Annotated in this window: 20 protein-coding genes and 1 tRNA gene; 11 read left to right on the forward strand and 10 right to left on the reverse strand. The window is 68.8% G+C overall.

The window, feature by feature from the left end; genetic code table 11:
- Positions 1–13 precede the first annotated feature (13 nt).
- From ettA to ACZ6YV_RS37195, 3 genes are all read right to left on the reverse strand, one after another.
- The gene (gene ettA, locus ACZ6YV_RS37185; RefSeq protein WP_378236509.1) at positions 14–1,690 is read right to left on the reverse strand and encodes an energy-dependent translational throttle protein EttA; all 1,677 of its coding nucleotides are present in this window, start codon (positions 1,688–1,690) and stop codon (positions 14–16) included.
- A gap of 97 nt (positions 1,691–1,787) precedes the next feature.
- Positions 1,788–2,237 carry a single-stranded DNA-binding protein gene (locus ACZ6YV_RS37190; RefSeq protein WP_465514078.1) on the reverse strand — a complete coding sequence of 150 codons (450 nt, stop codon included), beginning with the start codon at positions 2,235–2,237 and terminating at the stop codon, positions 1,788–1,790.
- Positions 2,238–2,629: 392 nt separating this feature from the next.
- Positions 2,630–4,657, reverse strand: a complete 2,028-nt coding sequence (locus ACZ6YV_RS37195) for a bifunctional copper resistance protein CopD/cytochrome c oxidase assembly protein (RefSeq protein ID WP_465514079.1) — start codon at positions 4,655–4,657, stop codon at positions 2,630–2,632.
- A 42-nt stretch (positions 4,658–4,699) separates the two neighbouring features.
- On the opposite strand from ACZ6YV_RS37195, the gene ACZ6YV_RS37200 reads away from it, so the two are divergent.
- Complete coding sequence (locus tag ACZ6YV_RS37200; RefSeq protein ID WP_465514080.1) at positions 4,700–5,338, forward strand: histidine phosphatase family protein; 639 nt, start codon at positions 4,700–4,702, stop codon at positions 5,336–5,338.
- Here ACZ6YV_RS37200 and ACZ6YV_RS37205 read toward each other — a convergent pair.
- Positions 5,312–6,478, reverse strand: coding sequence for a sensor histidine kinase (locus ACZ6YV_RS37205; RefSeq protein WP_465514081.1), 1,167 nt, complete (start codon positions 6,476–6,478; stop codon positions 5,312–5,314). The genes ACZ6YV_RS37200 and ACZ6YV_RS37205 overlap by 27 nt on opposite strands.
- A 104-nt stretch (positions 6,479–6,582) precedes the next feature.
- Positions 6,583–7,761, reverse strand: a complete 1,179-nt coding sequence (locus ACZ6YV_RS37210; protein WP_378236504.1) for an MFS transporter — start codon at positions 7,759–7,761, stop codon at positions 6,583–6,585.
- A 121-nt stretch (positions 7,762–7,882) separates the two neighbouring features.
- On the opposite strand from ACZ6YV_RS37210, the gene ACZ6YV_RS37215 reads away from it, so the two are divergent.
- The 4 genes from ACZ6YV_RS37215 (at position 7,883) to ACZ6YV_RS37230 (ending at position 10,459) form a co-directional block, all read left to right on the forward strand.
- Entirely contained in the window at positions 7,883–8,932 is a 1,050-nt protein-coding gene (locus ACZ6YV_RS37215) for a LacI family DNA-binding transcriptional regulator (RefSeq protein WP_465514195.1), read from the forward strand.
- A gap of 188 nt (positions 8,933–9,120) precedes the next feature.
- Positions 9,121–9,510 carry a peptidase inhibitor family I36 protein gene (locus ACZ6YV_RS37220; RefSeq protein WP_465514082.1) on the forward strand — a complete coding sequence of 130 codons (390 nt, stop codon included), beginning with the start codon at positions 9,121–9,123 and terminating at the stop codon, positions 9,508–9,510.
- 242 nt (positions 9,511–9,752) lie between these two features.
- Positions 9,753–9,826 (forward strand) — tRNA-Arg (locus ACZ6YV_RS37225).
- A 234-nt stretch (positions 9,827–10,060) separates the two neighbouring features.
- Positions 10,061–10,459: a hypothetical protein gene (locus ACZ6YV_RS37230; RefSeq protein ID WP_465514083.1), complete on the forward strand. Its 399-nt coding sequence runs from the start codon at positions 10,061–10,063 to the stop codon at positions 10,457–10,459.
- 3 nt (positions 10,460–10,462) lie between these two features.
- On the opposite strand, the gene ACZ6YV_RS37235 is transcribed toward ACZ6YV_RS37230, so the two are convergent.
- The 3 genes from ACZ6YV_RS37235 to ACZ6YV_RS37245 are packed head-to-tail and all read right to left on the reverse strand — an operon-like array spanning position 10,463 to position 12,134.
- Positions 10,463–11,287, reverse strand: a complete 825-nt coding sequence (locus tag ACZ6YV_RS37235; RefSeq protein ID WP_465514084.1) for a helix-turn-helix domain-containing protein — start codon at positions 11,285–11,287, stop codon at positions 10,463–10,465.
- Positions 11,284–11,811: a DUF6879 family protein gene (locus tag ACZ6YV_RS37240; protein WP_465514085.1), complete on the reverse strand. Its 528-nt coding sequence runs from the start codon at positions 11,809–11,811 to the stop codon at positions 11,284–11,286. The genes ACZ6YV_RS37235 and ACZ6YV_RS37240 overlap by 4 nt, the downstream gene beginning before the upstream one ends.
- On the reverse strand, positions 11,808–12,134 hold the full coding sequence (locus tag ACZ6YV_RS37245; protein ID WP_465514086.1) for a hypothetical protein: 327 nt from the start codon (positions 12,132–12,134) through the stop codon (positions 11,808–11,810). Before ACZ6YV_RS37245 ends, ACZ6YV_RS37240 begins: the two co-directional genes overlap by 4 nt.
- Positions 12,135–12,353: 219 nt before the next feature.
- Here ACZ6YV_RS37245 and ACZ6YV_RS37250 point away from each other — a divergent pair, with 219 nt between their 5' ends.
- From ACZ6YV_RS37250 to ACZ6YV_RS37275, 6 genes are all read left to right on the forward strand, one after another.
- The gene (locus ACZ6YV_RS37250) at positions 12,354–12,557 is read left to right on the forward strand and encodes a hypothetical protein (RefSeq protein ID WP_465514087.1); all 204 of its coding nucleotides are present in this window, start codon (positions 12,354–12,356) and stop codon (positions 12,555–12,557) included.
- Positions 12,554–12,775 (forward strand): DUF397 domain-containing protein, encoded by a 222-nt coding sequence (locus ACZ6YV_RS37255; protein ID WP_465514088.1) that lies wholly within the window; start codon positions 12,554–12,556, stop codon positions 12,773–12,775. Before ACZ6YV_RS37250 ends, ACZ6YV_RS37255 begins: the two co-directional genes overlap by 4 nt.
- Positions 12,772–13,122, forward strand: a complete 351-nt coding sequence (locus tag ACZ6YV_RS37260) for a hypothetical protein (protein WP_465514089.1) — start codon at positions 12,772–12,774, stop codon at positions 13,120–13,122. The genes ACZ6YV_RS37255 and ACZ6YV_RS37260 overlap by 4 nt, the downstream gene beginning before the upstream one ends.
- Before the next feature lie 526 nt (positions 13,123–13,648).
- Positions 13,649–14,095: a hypothetical protein gene (locus tag ACZ6YV_RS37265; protein ID WP_465514090.1), complete on the forward strand. Its 447-nt coding sequence runs from the start codon at positions 13,649–13,651 to the stop codon at positions 14,093–14,095.
- Between the two features lie 152 nt (positions 14,096–14,247).
- Entirely contained in the window at positions 14,248–14,520 is a 273-nt protein-coding gene (locus tag ACZ6YV_RS37270) for a hypothetical protein (RefSeq protein WP_465514091.1), read from the forward strand.
- Positions 14,517–15,128, forward strand: a complete 612-nt coding sequence (locus ACZ6YV_RS37275) for a hypothetical protein (RefSeq protein WP_465514092.1) — start codon at positions 14,517–14,519, stop codon at positions 15,126–15,128. The genes ACZ6YV_RS37270 and ACZ6YV_RS37275 overlap by 4 nt, the downstream gene beginning before the upstream one ends.
- 60 nt (positions 15,129–15,188) lie before the next feature.
- On the opposite strand, the gene ACZ6YV_RS37280 is transcribed toward ACZ6YV_RS37275, so the two are convergent.
- Together ACZ6YV_RS37280 and ACZ6YV_RS37285 are read right to left on the reverse strand one after the other, a co-directional pair.
- Positions 15,189–15,428 (reverse strand): hypothetical protein, encoded by a 240-nt coding sequence (locus ACZ6YV_RS37280; protein ID WP_465514093.1) that lies wholly within the window; start codon positions 15,426–15,428, stop codon positions 15,189–15,191.
- A 43-nt stretch (positions 15,429–15,471) separates the two neighbouring features.
- Entirely contained in the window at positions 15,472–15,756 is a 285-nt protein-coding gene (locus tag ACZ6YV_RS37285; protein ID WP_465514094.1) for a hypothetical protein, read from the reverse strand.
- Between the last annotated feature and the right edge of the window lie 9 nt (positions 15,757–15,765).

Raw genomic sequence — 15,765 nt, forward strand, 5'->3', positions numbered from 1 at the left:
GAACCCCCGGCCCTCAGTCGCGGGTCAGCTTGCGATGGGTGACGCGGTGCGGACGAGCCGCCTCGGCACCGAGACGTTCGACCTTGTTGCTCTCGTAGCCTTCGAAGTTACCTTCGAACCAGAACCATTGCGAGGGGTTCTCGTCGGTGCCTTCCCAGGCGAGGATGTGCGTCGCGACCCGGTCGAGGAACCACCGGTCGTGCGAGATGACCACGGCACAGCCGGGGAACTGCTCGAGAGCGTTCTCCAGCGACCCCAGGGTCTCGACGTCCAGGTCGTTCGTCGGCTCGTCGAGCAGGATCAGGTTCCCGCCCTGCTTGAGGGTCAGCGCCAGGTTCAGCCGGTTGCGCTCACCACCGGAGAGCACGCCCGCCGGCTTCTGCTGGTCCGGACCCTTGAAACCGAACGCGCTGACGTAGGCACGCGAGGGCATTTCGGTCTGCCCGACGTGGATGTAGTCCAGCTTGTCCGAAACCACCTCCCATACCGTCTTCTTCGGGTCGATCCCGCCGCGGTTCTGGTCCACATAGGACAGTTTGACCGTCTCGCCGATCTTGACCCGGCCGTCGTCCGGCTCTTCGAGCCCGACGATCGTCTTGAACAGGGTCGTCTTGCCGACACCGTTCGGCCCGATCACGCCGACGATGCCGTTGCGCGGCAGGTCGAACGACAGCCCGTCGATCAGCACACGGTCGTCGAAGCCCTTGCGCAGCTTCTCGACCTCGACGACCACGCTGCCCAGCCGGGGCCCCGGCGGGATCTGGATCTCTTCGAAGTCGAGCTTGCGGTGCTTGTCGGCCTCCGCGGCCATCTCTTCGTAGCGGTCGAGCCGGGACCGCGACTTGGTCTGGCGCGCTTTGGCGTTGGACCGGACCCATTCGAGCTCGGTCTTCAGCCGCTTGGCGAGCTTGGCGTCCTTCTTGCCCTGGACTTCGAGGCGCTCGCGCTTCTTCTCCAGGTACGTCGAGTAGTTGCCCTCGTAGCCGACGACGCGGCCGCGGTCGAGCTCCATGATCCACTGCGCGACGTTGTCCAGGAAGTACCGGTCGTGGGTGACCGCGAGGACGGCGCCGGCGTAGTTCGCGAGGAACTGTTCCAGCCACAGCACGCTTTCGGCGTCCAGATGGTTGGTGGGCTCGTCGAGGAGCAGCAGGTCGGGCGCGGACAGGAGCAGCTTGCACAGCGCGACCCGGCGGCGCTCACCACCGGAGAGGTGCGTGACGGCCTCTTCGGGCGGCGGGCAGCGAAGGGCGTCCATCGCCTGCTCCACCGCGGAGTCGATCTCCCACGCGTCGGCGTGGTCGAGGTCCTCCTGGAGCTTGCCCATCTCCTCCATCAGCTCGTCGCTGTAGTCGGTCGCCATCAGCTCGGCGACCTCGTTGAAGCGGTTGAGCTTGACCTTGATCTCGCCAAGGCCTTCTTCGACGTTTTCGCGGACGGTCTTCTCTTCGTTGAGCACCGGCTCCTGCATGAGGATGCCGACGCTGGCGCCAGGCTGGAGGAAGGCTTCGCCGTTACTGGCCTGCTCGATCCCCGCCATGATCTTCAGAACGGTGGACTTACCCGCGCCGTTCGGCCCCACCACGCCGATCTTGGCGCCGGGGTAGAACGCGGTGCTGACGTCGTCGAGGATGACCTTGTCCCCGACGGTCTTGCGCACCTTCTTCATGGTGTAGATGAACTCGGCCATACAAGCGATCGTAGAGCGAGCCGATCGGGGCCTTGACGGCGGTCACCACCGAACTACCGACAGTCATCCTCACATCACTGAGCGAGCATCGGCACCCTCAGGCCACGGGTGTCTCCTCCAGCGCGGTGACCATGGGATTCCCCGCGGGCGGCACCGCCATCGGGATCGCCCGGGGCCGATCACGCCCGGCCCGCATGATCTCGGCGGAACAACGCGCGAGGTTGGGGCCGATGGAGAAGGCCTCAAGCTCAGGTAGACCGAGAGGTGCCGGGATCTCCTCCGCGGTCTCGGCGCCGCGCAGCCGCCCGGCCACGATCACCGGATCGCCCTTGCTCAAGCACGCGAAAGCCGCCATCGCGAGCTTCCGCCAGCAGGTGACCTTGACCGCGAGCTGCCGCCCCTCGCACCACTCCCCTCTTTCCTTGTCGTAGCGGCGTTCGACACTCCGCAAGCCGAACGACACGATGTCGTGCCCGTGCACCCGTTCCGGATGGTGGATCGGTTCACTGGTCAGGTTGCCGATCATCGTCACCCACGTTTCGCCCATCGCCATCACACTCGCCTTTCTCCTCGATCCGGGCCGTCCCCGGTGTTTCCCTTGATCACAGACTGCCTCGGATCGAAGGGCGGAAACGGCCGCGATCGTGATCTGTGGACAACTGCGGCCGCGGCGAGCTTCCTGTGGATAACTCGGGCCCGTCGGAAGTGGCGATTCGGGTCAGGGCCAACGCCTACGGTGGATGAGCCGAAGCCGCGCAGTCCGTGAAGGATTCCTTCCCCAAGTACGTGAAGGCCCCCTTCACTGCGCTAGACGCAATGAAGGGGGCCTTCACGTACTTCAGGCGACCAGAGCGCCGGAACATCGTGGGGAGAATCTCGTGAGTGGCAATTAGGGTTAGAACCCCGAATCGCCACTCACGACCAGCCCGAGAAGACGCTCTAGGAACCCTGCCCCGGCCCCCGGCCCTGATCGGCGAGGTTCTTCAGCATCGCGTTGTAGGCGTTGAGATCCGCGTCGCCCGAGGCGTCCTCGCGGCGATCCTTGCGCCGGGCCTCCCGCTCGTCCTGACGCGCCCACTGCACCAGCAGCGCGACGAGCACCAGCAGCACCGGCAGTTCACCGGACGCCCACGCGATCCCGCCGCCGAGCCGCTGGTCGGTCAGCAGGTCGGTGACCCACGGCAGTTTCAGCCCGCGGTAGAAGTCCTGTCCGAGCACGGTCTGCATGCTCATCAGCGCGATCCCGAAGAACGCGTGGAACGGCATGGCGGCGAACATCATCCCGAGCCGCCCCAGCGGCGGGATCCGGCGGGGCGCCGGGTCGACGCCGATCACCGGCCAGTAGAAGACGTAGCCGGCGAGCAGGAAGTGCGCGTTCATCGCCAGATGCGCCCAGTGGTAGTTCAGCGCGGAGTCGAACAGGCCCGAGAAGTACAGGCCGTAGAAGGATCCGACGAACAGCAGCAGGGCGACGACAGGATGCGTCAGGAACCGCGAAAGCGGCGAGTGCACGAAGGCGAGCACCCATTCACGCGGTCCGGGCGGGGCGTCCTTGCCCGCCGCGGGCAGTGCGCGCAGCGCGAGCGTCACGGGCCCGCCGAGCACGAACAGCACCGGCGCCACCATGGACAGCAGCATGTGGTTGCCCATGTGCACGCTGAACATCGCGGGCGCGTACCGCCCGATGCCGGACGACGTCGCGATCAGCAGCACGAAACAGCCCGCGAGCCACGCGACGATCCGGCCGGTGGCCCAGGTGTCGCCGCGGCGTCGCAGCCGTCGCACGCCGGCGAGGTACAGCCCGGCGAGAACGATCGCGAGGGTGCCGTAGACGAGGTCGAACCGCCAGTCCGTGAGCAGCCGGAAGACGGTCGGCGGACCGTAGAGGTCGTAGCCGATCAGCAGTTCCGTGGTCGACGGCTGGGTGAACGATTCCTGCGGCGGCGGGGTCTTCGCGAGTCCGGTGGCGATGCCGATCGTGATGAACATGATCAGCACTTCGACCGCGGCGAGCCGCAGCAACTGCCCGCCACCGGCGCCGTTCACCAGCCCGGCGACACCCTTCTGCCGCTGCTGATGCCCGAAGACGCCGAGCAGCAGCAACGCGACGATCTTCGCGACCACGAGCAGGCCGTAGTCGGTGGTGAACAGGTCGGCGATCCTGATCCGCACCAGCGCGTTGACGATGCCGGAGACCGCCATCACGATCCAGCAGACCAGCGCCAGCTTGGAGAACCGTGTCGCGGCGAGCTTGAGGTTCTCGCCGCGACGCCAGCCGAGCGCGAGCAGCGCCACCAGGCCGCCGACCCACAGCGCGGCGGCGACCAGGTGGTACAGCAGGCTGTTGGTCGCCATGTCGTGCGAGCCACCGCTCGCGGAATGCCCGGTGACCGCGACCGGGATCAGGCCGCCGACGGACAGGAAGAAGACGACCGTCGTCCAGCCCCAGGTCAGCGCGAGACGGCAGCCGAGCGCGACCAGCAGCGCGATCAGCGCGGTGAACAGCCAGGCCTTGGGCTGCTCGATGGCGTCCACGAGGTCGATGAGCACCTGCGGCGACAGCACCTCGGTGAACGGGCGCCCCGCGCCGTCCGCCGCGGAGAAGAAGATCGACGCGGCGGCCGCGAAGAACCAGACCCACGCGGCGACGCCCGCGACGCGGATGGCCGAGTACCCGTCCGCCGCGAGCGTGCCGGACTTCTGCGGCGGGACGAGGAACGCGGCGAGCAGCAGCGAACCCACGCACAGCACCGAAGCCGCCTCGGCCAGCACCCGGACGACGGTGATGCCGTAGCGCGTCACCAGCCCCGGATCCGGCAGGCCGGCGATGACGTAACCGGCGCCACCGGTCAGCGCGACCAGGCCGACGGCCACCACCGCGGCCAGGAGCGCCCCGATCGACACCAGCGGCAGGACACCGGCCTTCCGCGCGGGTGGGGCCGGTTTCGTCTCGGGGTCTGAAGGCACGTCACGAGGGTATGCCGGACGCGAAACGGGCAAGATAGGGGCGTGCGGATCATCCTGCTGAGGCATGCCGAGTCGCTCGGCAACGTCGACGAGCTCGCCTACACCCGGATCCCCGACCACGCCCTCCCGCTCACCGATGACGGCCGCGAGCAGGCGAGGCTGGCGGGCCCGGAGATCGAGGAGGTCCTCGGCGGGCAGCGACCGGCGGTCTACGTCAGCCCGTATCTGCGGACGCGGGAAACGTTGCGGCTACTGGACATCCGCGACACCTGCGAGCGGACCGTGCCGGAGCCGAGGCTGCGGGAACAGGACTGGGGCAACCTCCAGGATCCGCAGGAGCAGGAGGTCCAGAAGCAACGCCGCCACGAGTTCGGGCACTTCTTCTACCGGCTCCCGTTCGGCGAATCCGGGGCGGACGTCGACGACCGCGTCGCGGCGTTCCTCAGCGAGCTGGGGGCCTGCGGCGAAGATCACCCCGAAACCGTGCTGGTCGTCTCGCACGGCCTGACCATCCGGTTGCTGTGCCGTCGGCTCTTCGGCTGGAGCATCGAGCTGTTCGAGTCCCTGTCCAACCCGACGACCTGCGAATACCGCGTCGTCGAGCGGGCGGGCGACAAGTGGACGCTGGACCGCCCGTTCCGCCAATGGCGTGACTCACCCGACGGGGAGACCCAGGTTTGAAGGTGCGAGGAGCACCACCCTCGTCCCCAGCCCCGGGCTGGATTCGATCCGCGCGAAACCGCCGGATTCCGCCATCCGCGCGATGATCGAGTTCTCGAGACCGAAGCCGCGCCGCCTGTCACTGACGTCGAACCCGGCGCCGTGATCGCGCACCGTCAAGGAAACCCCGCCGCCGATCTCTTCGACGCTGACGACGGCCCGGCTGGCCCCGGAGTGCTTCAACGTGTTGCGCAGGGCCTCCCTGGCCGAGTCGTGCAAGGCCATGGCCGCCTCTTCCGAAAGGTCCGGGCCACCGGAGTCCTGGACGACGACCTCGACCCGCAGGCCTTCCGCGGCCATCTCGGCGGCGAGGAGACGGAGACGCTGGTGGAGCCCGACCGGTTCGGCCGGTTCGTGCTCGAGGCTGATCCGGATGCGCATCGCCTGGGCACGAGCGGTGCGGCGGACCCGGTCGAGGCTGGCCGCCGGGTCGAGTTCGTCGGCGGGCGCGGGGATCGCGAACGACTCCATCACCTGCAGGACGGTGTCGTGGACGTCGCGGCGATGCCGTTCGCGTTCCGCCGCGCGGCCCTGCTGCTCCCCGAACCCGAGCGCGAACCGCATCGACGCGCCGACCAGGCCGACCAGCGCGAGCGACACCACCAGCGCCGTCGCGAGGGTGAGGAAGAGACCGAGTGAGGAAGCCGGATCCAGCACGGTGTTCAGCGTCATCGCGCCGCCGATGACCAGCGCCCCCGCCGGCGCGCCGCGCAGCAGGGCCCAGATCATCACCGTGCCCATCAGATGGGTCCAGGTGATCGACATGATCGCGAGGTCCGGCGCGATCAGCGTGGCTCCCAGGACGAAGAGGACGGCGCACCCGGCGTCGGCCGCCGGCACCAGCCGCGTACCTGTCGGAGACCACCGGAAGATCCAGACGGCTTCGGCGACGTTCGGCACCAGGTGCAGCAGCGCGAACGTCCACAGCACCGAGGATCCGGTGAGCCCGGCCGTCCACACCGCCTGCGCCAGCATCACCAGCCGGAACACCACCGGGACCAGGACGAGCCGGGGCAAAGTGGTCTGCACCAGCCGCGCCGGGATCCCGGGGACCTGATGCCGACCGGTCAGGACCCCCACGCCGCCCCCGAGTATCAGCACCCTCACGCCGCTCCTCCCCCGGATCAGCCATCCTGAAACAGCGACCATGTCGCATTCATTTCAGTTTACTGAGCAACCAGCTTGCCCGCGTTCCGGCGAGGATGTCAACGGGCGACGGCTTCTGAGACCTCCTCCCGTTTCCCCGCCCGCGCCGCGGCCACCGCGGACGGCACGATCAGCGCGGCGGTCAGGCCGACGAACAGGAACGACACCGAAAGCGACGTCACCTGCGCGATCCCTCCGATCAGCGGTGGCCCGGCGAGGAAGCCGGTGTAGGCGATCGCGGTGACGAAGGCCAATTCCCGCTCGCCGCCGGTGCCGTCAGCGCGTTTGCCCGAGGCCCCCGCGAGGCTCAACGCGATCGGGAAGGCCGCGGCCAGTCCGGCACCCGCCAGCGCGAAGCCGACGAACCCGAACACCGGCAGCGGGGCCAGCGCGGCGAGCACGAGCCCGGCCGCGGCGATCCCGGCACCCACCGCCAGCGCGCGAGTGGCGCCGAAGCGGTTCTGAAGCCAGGCGCCCGCGAGCCTGGCGAGCGCCATGGCCAGGGCGAACCCGGAGTAGGCGAAGGCCGCGGCGCCGTCACCGACCCCGTGCACGGACGTCATCAGCAGGGCGGACCAGTCCGAACTCGCGCCTTCCGCGATCGCCGAGAACAGCGCGATGGCGGCCAGCAGCCAGAGGACGGGACGTTTGATCGGCGGCACTCGCGGCTTCTCGACGGGCTCGGTGTGTGCGGGCCGCGCGCCGGGAACGGCCACGACGACGAAGGCGAGCACGACGAGCGCCGCCAGCGCGGCGACGGTGAGATGCCGTCCCGGCGACCACTGGTGCGACGCGGCGAATCCCGCGGCGACGGAGCCCGCCAGCGCGCCGAAGCTGAACCCGGCGTGCAGGATCGGCATGATGGCCCGCCCGGAACGGCGCTCCACCTCGACACCCGCGACGTTCATCGCGACGTCCAGCGCCCCGACGCTCGCGCCGAGGACGAACAACGCCCCGGCCAGCAGGGCGACCGACGTCGAGAAGCCGATCATCGGCAGCGCGGCGCAGGCGATGACCGTGCTGCCCGCGACCACCGCGCGGGCACCGTGCCGCTCGATCAGCCGTCCCGATACCGACGCCGCGATCAGCATGCCGACGCTGGCACCCAGCAGGGCCAGGCCGAAGACACCCGGTGAGGCGTTCACCCTTTCCGACAGCGCCGGAGTCCGCGGTGCCCAGGAGCCGAGCGCGGCCCCGTTGAGCGCGAACACGACGAAAACGGCCGTACGGTCACGCATAGACCCCAGTCCCCTTCCGATTCCTGTTCCCCCAGAATGACTGAAGCGCTTCAGAAAGTCCACCGTCTCAAACACGCCCTAGACTGCGGCGGTGACCAGCACGCGACGGCGACGGCCGACGTTGGACGATGTCGCCGACGCCGTCGGGGTGTCCCGGGCGACCGTCTCCAACGCCTACAACCGGCCCGATCAGCTGTCCGCCCAGCTGCGGGAAGAGGTGCTTCGCGCGGCCAAGAAGATCGGGTACGCGGGGCCGAACCCGACGGCGCGCAGCCTGGCCACCAGCCGCACCGGCGCGATCGCCGTCCTGCTCGACACGAATCTTTCGACGGCGTTCTCGGATCCCGCCCTGTCGGTCACCCTCGACGCGCTCTCGACGGTCGTCGACCCCGAAGGCCACGCCCTGCTGCTGCTCCCCGGCGACGGCGAGAGCGGCGGCCCGCGAGCGGAGCGGATCCTGACCGCGCAAGCCGACATCGCCGTGGCGTATTCGCTGGCCGACGGCGCGCCGGCGTTGAACGCGGTCCGGGATCGGGGCCTGCCGCTGGTGGTGATCGACCAGCCGCATATCCGCGGTTCGGCCAGGATCGGGGTGGCGGACCGGGCAGGCGCGGCCGCCGCGGCCCGGCATCTGCTGGAACTCGGGCACCGGCGGATCGGGATCTTCTCGGCACAGTGCCTCTCGGCGCCGCGCGGCGGCGAACTGAGCGCGGCGGAGGCCGGGAACAGCCGGTTCCACGACAACCGCGAACGGATGGCCGGCTATCTGGAGACGCTGGCCGAGGCGGGTGTCCCGGTGACGGACGTGCCGATCTGGGAGGCGTCCGGGCTTTCCGTCGAGGGAGCCCTTCCCAGCGCTTTCGGCCTGCTGGACCGGCACCCACGGCCCACGGCGCTGTTGTGCATGTCGGATCTGCTGGCGCTGGCGGCGATCTCGGCGGCGAGACACCTCGGCCTGTCGGTCCCGGGTGATCTTTCCGTCGTGGGCTTCGACGACGTCCCGCCCGCCCGATGGTCCGAACCACCGCTGACGACCGTCCGCCAGGACCTCGCCGCCAAGGGACGGGCGGCCGGCGATCTGGTGCTGGGCCTGTTGCGCGGGGAGAAGGCACCGGCCCCCGCCGAGGTGCCCGCGGAACTCGTCGTCCGGGAGTCCACCGCGCGCGTTTAGCAGCCGATTTCGGCACGCGCAAGGCGGTCCCGGCGATATGTGGACAACTCGCCCCGATCGAGCGGCGCATTTCTACTTATCCACAGAAGTAGAAATGCGGGCAGACAAAGCCTTCCTCTCGGGTCATCGTGGAATCACACATTCACCGACGGCCACCGGGCCGCCGATTCACGGGGGAGAACCCAGCCATGCAACGACGTCTGACGAACCTGCGCACACGCCTCCCGCACGTCCTCCTGCTGGCCATGTTCGGCCTGCTGACCAGTACCGGAGTCGCGAGCGCCACCACCGGGCCGCCCGCGCCCGTCTGCCAGAAGGGCGAGTTCTGCGTCTGGGGCGAAGAATCCTTCGGCGGCACCGTGCACAAATTCGACCTGCGCACCTCCAATCCCGAGGAATGCATTCCGCTACCCGAAGGCTTCGACGGGCATTCGTTCGTCAACCGGCTGAGCAGGGACGTGACGATTTACCAGAGTGAAGAGTGCACGACCGAAGGAGATTTCATCACCTATCCGGGTGGCGGCACCTACGTACCCCAGGGACCGTTCGTGATCCGCGCCCTCAAGATCTGGGACTGACCACCCTGACGGTTCGTGCCGGTCGCTCGCGGAAGAGTCGACTCGCGACCTGCACGAACCCAGGGGCCGCTCCCTCGAAGCGGCCCCGGCCCGTGGGCGCGTCACCCCGCGTCGTGACGCGCTCACGGGCGTTCCAAAAAACGGTGGGCTCGACCTGAAACGATCTGGCGGTGTCGAACGATCGACAGGTTGGCGACGGCTAAGCTGCCGATGCTGGGCGACACCCAACGTCGCCGACGTCGGCCCTCGTAGCTCAGCTGGATAGAGCAAGAGCCTTCTAATCTCTAGGTCGCAGGTTCAAGTCCTGCCGGGGGCACGTCGCGGCTGGTCACACGCACTGTGTGACCAGCCAACTTGAACGCGGAAGCGGTCGAGTGAACATAAACGGATCACTTTGGATCCGAACTTGGCTCGCCGGAGCCGACCCGCTGGGGCATCCACGTGATGCCCCAGCGGCGTCTCGCGAGGACTTCCCAGTCTCTGTCTGTAACGTCGGCGACACGTCGGACGACTTCGCTCAGGCAATCTGTCACATGCCGAGGGGGAAGCTGTGTCGTCGATCGATTGGGATCGGGTCACCTTTGGTCGCGTCGCGCTCGCGGTTGCCATCGGCGCCGCACTCGTATTCGGGTGCCTGTGGGTCGGTGGCGCGTTCAAGGCGGCAGGCCCACACCAGGTGAGCGTCAGGGTTGGCGGCCCCCTTGGAACGATCTATCGCGTCCAGGGCGGCCCTTCTGGCGACACCGGCCCAGTCAGCACGCCGGTGACCCCCTTCGCGACGGTTGACTTCACGACCGACAAAGACGTCGACGACCTCGGTCTGGTCGTCACCGTTACTCCGACGACCAGCGAAGCCGTCAGCTGCGTAGTGATATTCGACGGGAAGGCCGTGTCGTTCGGGAAGCAGGAATCTGCCTCGAACGACACGGTGTGCCGCGTCGGCAGCTGAGCGTCAGGCCGACCGCAGCAGCAGAGCACGGGCCTTCTCACCCTCGACGGCGAGCTCCCACGCCGCATCCTTGAAGCGCTTGTATGGCCGGACGTCGTCGGGATCTCGCGTGACGATCTCGGTGTGGAAGGTGTCGACGTTCAGGATCTCGTCGTCGAACAGCCAGAACCCGTGCAGCGGCGGGAACGGTAGTTGTACGCCGAGCGGCACGATGCCGAACCGGACCGCGGGAAGCGTAGTTGCAGCCACCAGGCGGTCGATCTGGCCGGCCATCACATCGATGCCCGCGACCGGGTTCCGCAGCGCGGCCTCGGTCATGAGCAGGTGGATCTCCTTGGTGCCGTCGTAGAGCACGGCCTGGCGTTGCATCCGAGCTGCGACCGCGGCCGCGATGTCGTGGCCGGCGCTCTTGAGGTCGGCCATGCTCTGGAAGATGGCGGCGGCGTAGTCCGGCGTCTGCAGCAGGCCGGGAACGAGCCACGCCTCGAACGCGAAGATCTTCGTCGCATCACGCTCGACCTCCGCGAACGACAGCTGAACACTGGCATGGCCACCGGCGCGCAGCCGTGACCGCCAACGCGCCTCGTCCAGCCGAATCGCCTTGAGCTCGGCCCGCAGCTCGCTGACGATGTCGGCCGGAACGTCGAGGATCGTCGCCCAGTGCATCAGATCGGGATCCGAGATCGACGACTGCCCAGTCTCGATTCTCGACACCTTCGATGCCTGCCAGCCCGCGACCGCGGCGAGCTCTTTCGCGGCCATCTTCGGCTTGCGGATCTGCTTCAGCCGGTCGGCGAACTCGCGGCGACGGTCGGACGGATCGGTCACGGGCTCCTCTTGGCTGGCTCGAACATCTCGACGTGGCGCACCGCCACGGGCCATACGGTGTCACGCCACCTCCGGTGCTCGTCGAGCACCACCGGATCGTCTGTCACCTCGGCTCCGGAAACGCCACCCTCATCGAAGTACAAGATCGCGACGCGCGCATCATCGAAGATGTAGAAGTCGTGATCCGGTGCGCCGAACTCGCGCGCCTGAGTCTCGCCGATCCACCGGATGTCCTCGCCCGCTTCAACGTTCAGGTGCGTCATGGACGCGAGCCACTGCAGGTACTCCGTCAGCGGGTCGGTGAGCATCCGCACGCGTTCGAACCGTTTGCCCTCGGCGCGCTGACGCCGGATCTGTGCGAACCAGGGTTCCACAAAGGCGAAGTCGGGCCTCCCTTCCCTCCATGCCTGGATCGGCTCCTGCTCGTCCGGCTCCCGGTAGGTGCCTTGGCACTCCCATCGCCAGGCGCTGCGATTGAAGTTGTGGAACAGAGTGGGGAACTCGTCGCGAGACAGCCACGTCATGAGGACTTGACCGCCTCGGCGAGCTCGGCGAGGCGCGCGGCCGACGCCGGGTCAACGATGAACTCTGGCCGGTTCTCATCGGCGAAGGCCAGCTTCTGCAGCTTGTCGAAGTCGATGAACGGCAGCAGCTCGGCCGGCACCTCGACCGCGCTCTCGTATGGCGGCATCCCGTTGCCGCGGGCCCTCATCATCTCCAATGCCTCAGGGTCGGTCACGGTCGTTCCCTGGACCACGACCGTCCCGCGCCGGGTCACGTAGAGGGTCGGACACCCCCCGCTCGCAGAGCTCGTGCCCATGAACACGATGTCGTCGTCTTGCCGCATCTTGCCTCCCAAGTTCGAGTTGAGCTCCCATCATCACCAGAATTTTGCGCAATTCTGCGCCGCCGAACGAGTGATGATCACACACGCTTTCTCACTTTCAGTAGCGAGATCGTTCGCGTTCAGGTGAAGAAACAGGATTTTGCGCAATTTTCCTAGCGAGGCGCAGCGGCCTGGGCGACGATCAGCGAGATGGCAAGCAGGTGGACGGGAGAACGACGGGTGAGGCTCACCGACCACGACGGGAACCCGGTCGAGGTGTTCACCGGCGTCATCCAGCACGACACCGGGCAGGCCATCCCGGCGATCCGCTTCGGCGAGACAGAGGCCGTTCTCGACCTCCCGACCGCGTCCGGGCTGGTCGCCAACATCAGGCAGGCCATGTACGACCTGGCGGCGATCGAGAGGCAAGAGGAACAGCGATGACGGTTGGCACACCGCACGAAACGTTCACCGGTTGGCACAAGTCGAAGTACACGCACTGGGAGGAAAACGCGTGCGTCGAGGTCGGCCAGGGCGTCGGCCAGGTCGGCATCCGGGACACCAAGCAGCGCGAGTTGCCGAGCGCGGCGCGGCCCGTGCTGGTGGTCGGTCACACCGCGTTCGGGGCGCTGCTCGATCACCTCGCGCCGTCACGGTCATGAACACCGACCAGGTCGCTCAGCCGTACATGGCGATGACCCATACGGAGATGGTGTCCGAGCTGTCGAACGGCAAGTGGTTGATCGCCCGGTGGGAACATCTCAAGCCCGGCGAGGACCTGACGAGCTGGGTTCTGCGACTGGCTGCACTGTGCAACGCGGCTGACGTCGACATGGTCGCGGTACCGATCGCCAAGCGGAGCATGACCATGGTGTGGAACGGGGCGTTCCCAAGCCCAACTTTCGAGCAGGCAGAGGAGTCCATCCGCGCGGCCGAGCGTGCTCGATGGCTCGGTCAGTCAATCGGTTCCAAGCTCGCGGTGATCACCGGCAAGAGCACGTTGGTATGACGCGCCGGCGGCCTGGCTGGGGCGGGGTCTTCGCCGCGCTGTTCGTGGCGTTCGCCGTCGCGGCCGCGCTCACGGCCTGGATGTTCACCGGAGGATGCGGGTAGCCGCACTGGCCGCCCGCCCCCTTTGACCGCCCGCCCGCGCGACGACCCCTCGGCGACGCGCGGGCGGGCTTCCACTCCACCCGCTGCACACCCGACACCGCGACCGGAGGGCCCGGAAAATCCGGACAGCGGGAGGACAGAAGGCCCCGGCACTCGGAGACGCCGGGGCCTTCGTCATGTCCACGAACGAAAGCGGCCCCCCGGCGTGCGCCGAGGGGCCGCGGTGCGATCCCGACTCCCGCGCGAGCGGGTTTCCAGCGCCGGGGTTCGCGCTCCACCGTGACAACTGGGAGCGCGCAAAAGCTTACACACCAACGTAAACCCCTTGCAAGTGGTCACCAATTCGGCTATAGTTCTCCTTGTTGGAAGGGGGATTCCAGCCCCCGACCGGCGACCGTGACAACTACACAGAGGGAGCCAAAATGGCCAACACCCGAGACTGGGTCACCACGATCCAGTTCGCCGCCATCCGGACGGTGGGCAACGTCTTCACCAACGTGGACGTGACCGGCGCCGGGACCCGCGAGGCCGAGGCGCACGTCACCATCGGCGGGCTTCTCGCGCGGGTGCGGGGCAGCGACACCGCCCAGCGGATCGCGGCCACCTGGCGGGACGCGGCGCTGCACGCTCACCGGCTGCCCGAGGTGGCCGGATGGGGACGCGGCAACCCGAACGCCGAGTGCCCGGCGGGGATGGTGATCCGGCTCGGGTCCGACGCACCAACGCGGATGGACCTGATCCCCGGAACGCCGAACTTCCCGGTGCACATCCGGATTCAGGTGGGGCCGCTCGCGTGGCTGATCATGGATCGCGCCGCATACGTGAGCACCCGGCAGCTGTGGGAACGCCTCGAAGACGTTCTCCGGTAGCGGACCGGCGGGGGTGGGCAACCACCCCCGCCATCCACAGCCCGCCGCACGCGGCGGCGAGTTATCCACAGATCTCGTCGCCGCGGCCTGACGACTCCCTCCAGCTGCAACGCTCCATAACACGCCGCACCGACAAAACGGGAGATCACACCATGCCGCACACCTGGACCGTCGAGTCCGAAACGACATTCGCCATGGGGCAGCGCGCGACCCCGGTCGAAGCCTGGGACGCCGCGCACGACGCCGTCGCCGACGCGATCGCCACGCACAAGCTGGTCACCAAGTTCACGATCACCGTCGACGGCGTGCCCTCGGTGATCCGGCCGGCCAACTCCGGCGACGTCGAGGCGGACGCCGCCGCGACGCTCGAGATCCTGGCGGCCGGCCGCCAGGCCCTCGTCGACACGCACCAGGCGGCCGAGTGATCCCGGTCGGGCGGGACGTCGTCGACCGCGACGGGGTCGCCGAGTTGCACGGCCTCTCGCAGCGCCAGGCCCGCCGCGTGAAGCCCTGGGACCTGCCGGGCCATCCGGCGCCGATCACGCCGGAGCGAGCCACACGGGGGCGGCCGACGCTGTGGGACCGGGACCAGGCCGTCGCGTTCGCCGCGGACGAGGCGGTCCCGCCGCTGCCGGACGTCGACCACGGCGGGGACCTGCTCGACAGGGTCGAGGCGGCCGCCGAAGCCGGGGTCACGGCGAGCGCCTGGGAACGGGACCAGTACCGCGACCGGGTGCCCGCACCGGACGAGGAGGTCTACGGCATCCCGCTGTGGTACCGCAGCACCGTCACCGCCTACCGCGACCGGCGCGAGCTCCCCCGGCGCCGCGGTGGCGGCCGGCCACCCGGCAGCGGCGAGGACCGTCCGCGCGCCGAGATCCGCGCCGCGGTGCACCAGCTGCTGCGCGAGGCCGTCGACACCGGCGAGCCGATCAGCACAGCCGCGGTCGCTCGGCAGCTCGGGATCCACTACACGACCGCGATCAGCCACGTGCACGCGATCCGCGACAGCCCGGACAAGCCTGCCGGGTGACACGACGAAAGAGGCCCCCGCCGCCCGCGTGATGCGGGTGACGGGGGCCTCTGTGGTGCGTCAGCGTTTCCGGGACGGCAGCGCCGCCTGCGTGGCTGTGGCGGGCTGCTGGGCGGGTTTCTCGTCCTCGTCGTCGCCGCCGGTGTTGGGCGGCTCGGCGCGGCTGCTCGGCGCCGGTTCGGCCGGCGGGCCCGGAGTCGGCTCGCCCGCCCAGCCCGCGTATGCCGGGTCGCCGGGATTGAACAGCGGATCGACGGGCAGCGACTCGGCTTCGGAGCGCGGGGTGTCCTGATCGCTCATGGTGGGTGGGTTTCCTTCCCTGGGTCGTGGTCGACGATCGGGATCAGGGCTCGACGATCGGGGCAAGCGGGGTGCGGCCGTCTGCGGCGCGCGGGTCGTCGACGGGCGTCACGAGCGGCTCGGCGCGGCGGCGGACGCCGAACGCGGCGAGCGCGCTGGTGCCCGCGGCGACGAGCGTCGCGACCCCGGCGAGCACGCCCTGGAGCGCGGTGTCCTGCTCGGCGGTGATGATGCCGACACCGGCCAGGCCGGTGACGATCCCGCCGACGGCGGTCCAGATGGCCGAGGCTCGGCGTGCTGCGGCCGTGAGAGGGAATCGCGTGGTCATGCTGGCCTC

Source organism: Amycolatopsis sp. NPDC102522 (assembly GCF_055584485.1).

Bases quoted from the DNA above. Each gene is read 5' to 3' on its own strand.
- ACZ6YV_RS37280 (WP_465514093.1), bottom strand. From the start codon at position 15,428: ATGAGCGATCAGGACACCCCGCGCTCCGAAGCCGAGTCGCTGCCCGTC.
- ACZ6YV_RS37265 (WP_465514090.1), top strand. From the start codon at position 13,649: ATGGCCAACACCCGAGACTGGGTCACCACGATCCAGTTCGCCGCCATC.
- ACZ6YV_RS37255 (WP_465514088.1), top strand. From the start codon at position 12,554: ATGACGGTTGGCACACCGCACGAAACGTTCACCGGTTGGCACAAGTCG.
- ACZ6YV_RS37240 (WP_465514085.1), bottom strand. From the start codon at position 11,811: ATGACGTGGCTGTCTCGCGACGAGTTCCCCACTCTGTTCCACAACTTC.
- ettA (WP_378236509.1), bottom strand. From the start codon at position 1,690: ATGGCCGAGTTCATCTACACCATGAAGAAGGTGCGCAAGACCGTCGGG.
- ACZ6YV_RS37285 (WP_465514094.1), bottom strand. From the start codon at position 15,756: ATGACCACGCGATTCCCTCTCACGGCCGCAGCACGCCGAGCCTCGGCC.
- ACZ6YV_RS37270 (WP_465514091.1), top strand. From the start codon at position 14,248: ATGCCGCACACCTGGACCGTCGAGTCCGAAACGACATTCGCCATGGGG.
- ACZ6YV_RS37260 (WP_465514089.1), top strand. From the start codon at position 12,772: ATGAACACCGACCAGGTCGCTCAGCCGTACATGGCGATGACCCATACG.
- ACZ6YV_RS37220 (WP_465514082.1), top strand. From the start codon at position 9,121: ATGCAACGACGTCTGACGAACCTGCGCACACGCCTCCCGCACGTCCTC.
- ACZ6YV_RS37210 (WP_378236504.1), bottom strand. From the start codon at position 7,761: ATGCGTGACCGTACGGCCGTTTTCGTCGTGTTCGCGCTCAACGGGGCC.
- ACZ6YV_RS37190 (WP_465514078.1), bottom strand. From the start codon at position 2,237: ATGGGCGAAACGTGGGTGACGATGATCGGCAACCTGACCAGTGAACCG.
- ACZ6YV_RS37245 (WP_465514086.1), bottom strand. From the start codon at position 12,134: ATGCGGCAAGACGACGACATCGTGTTCATGGGCACGAGCTCTGCGAGC.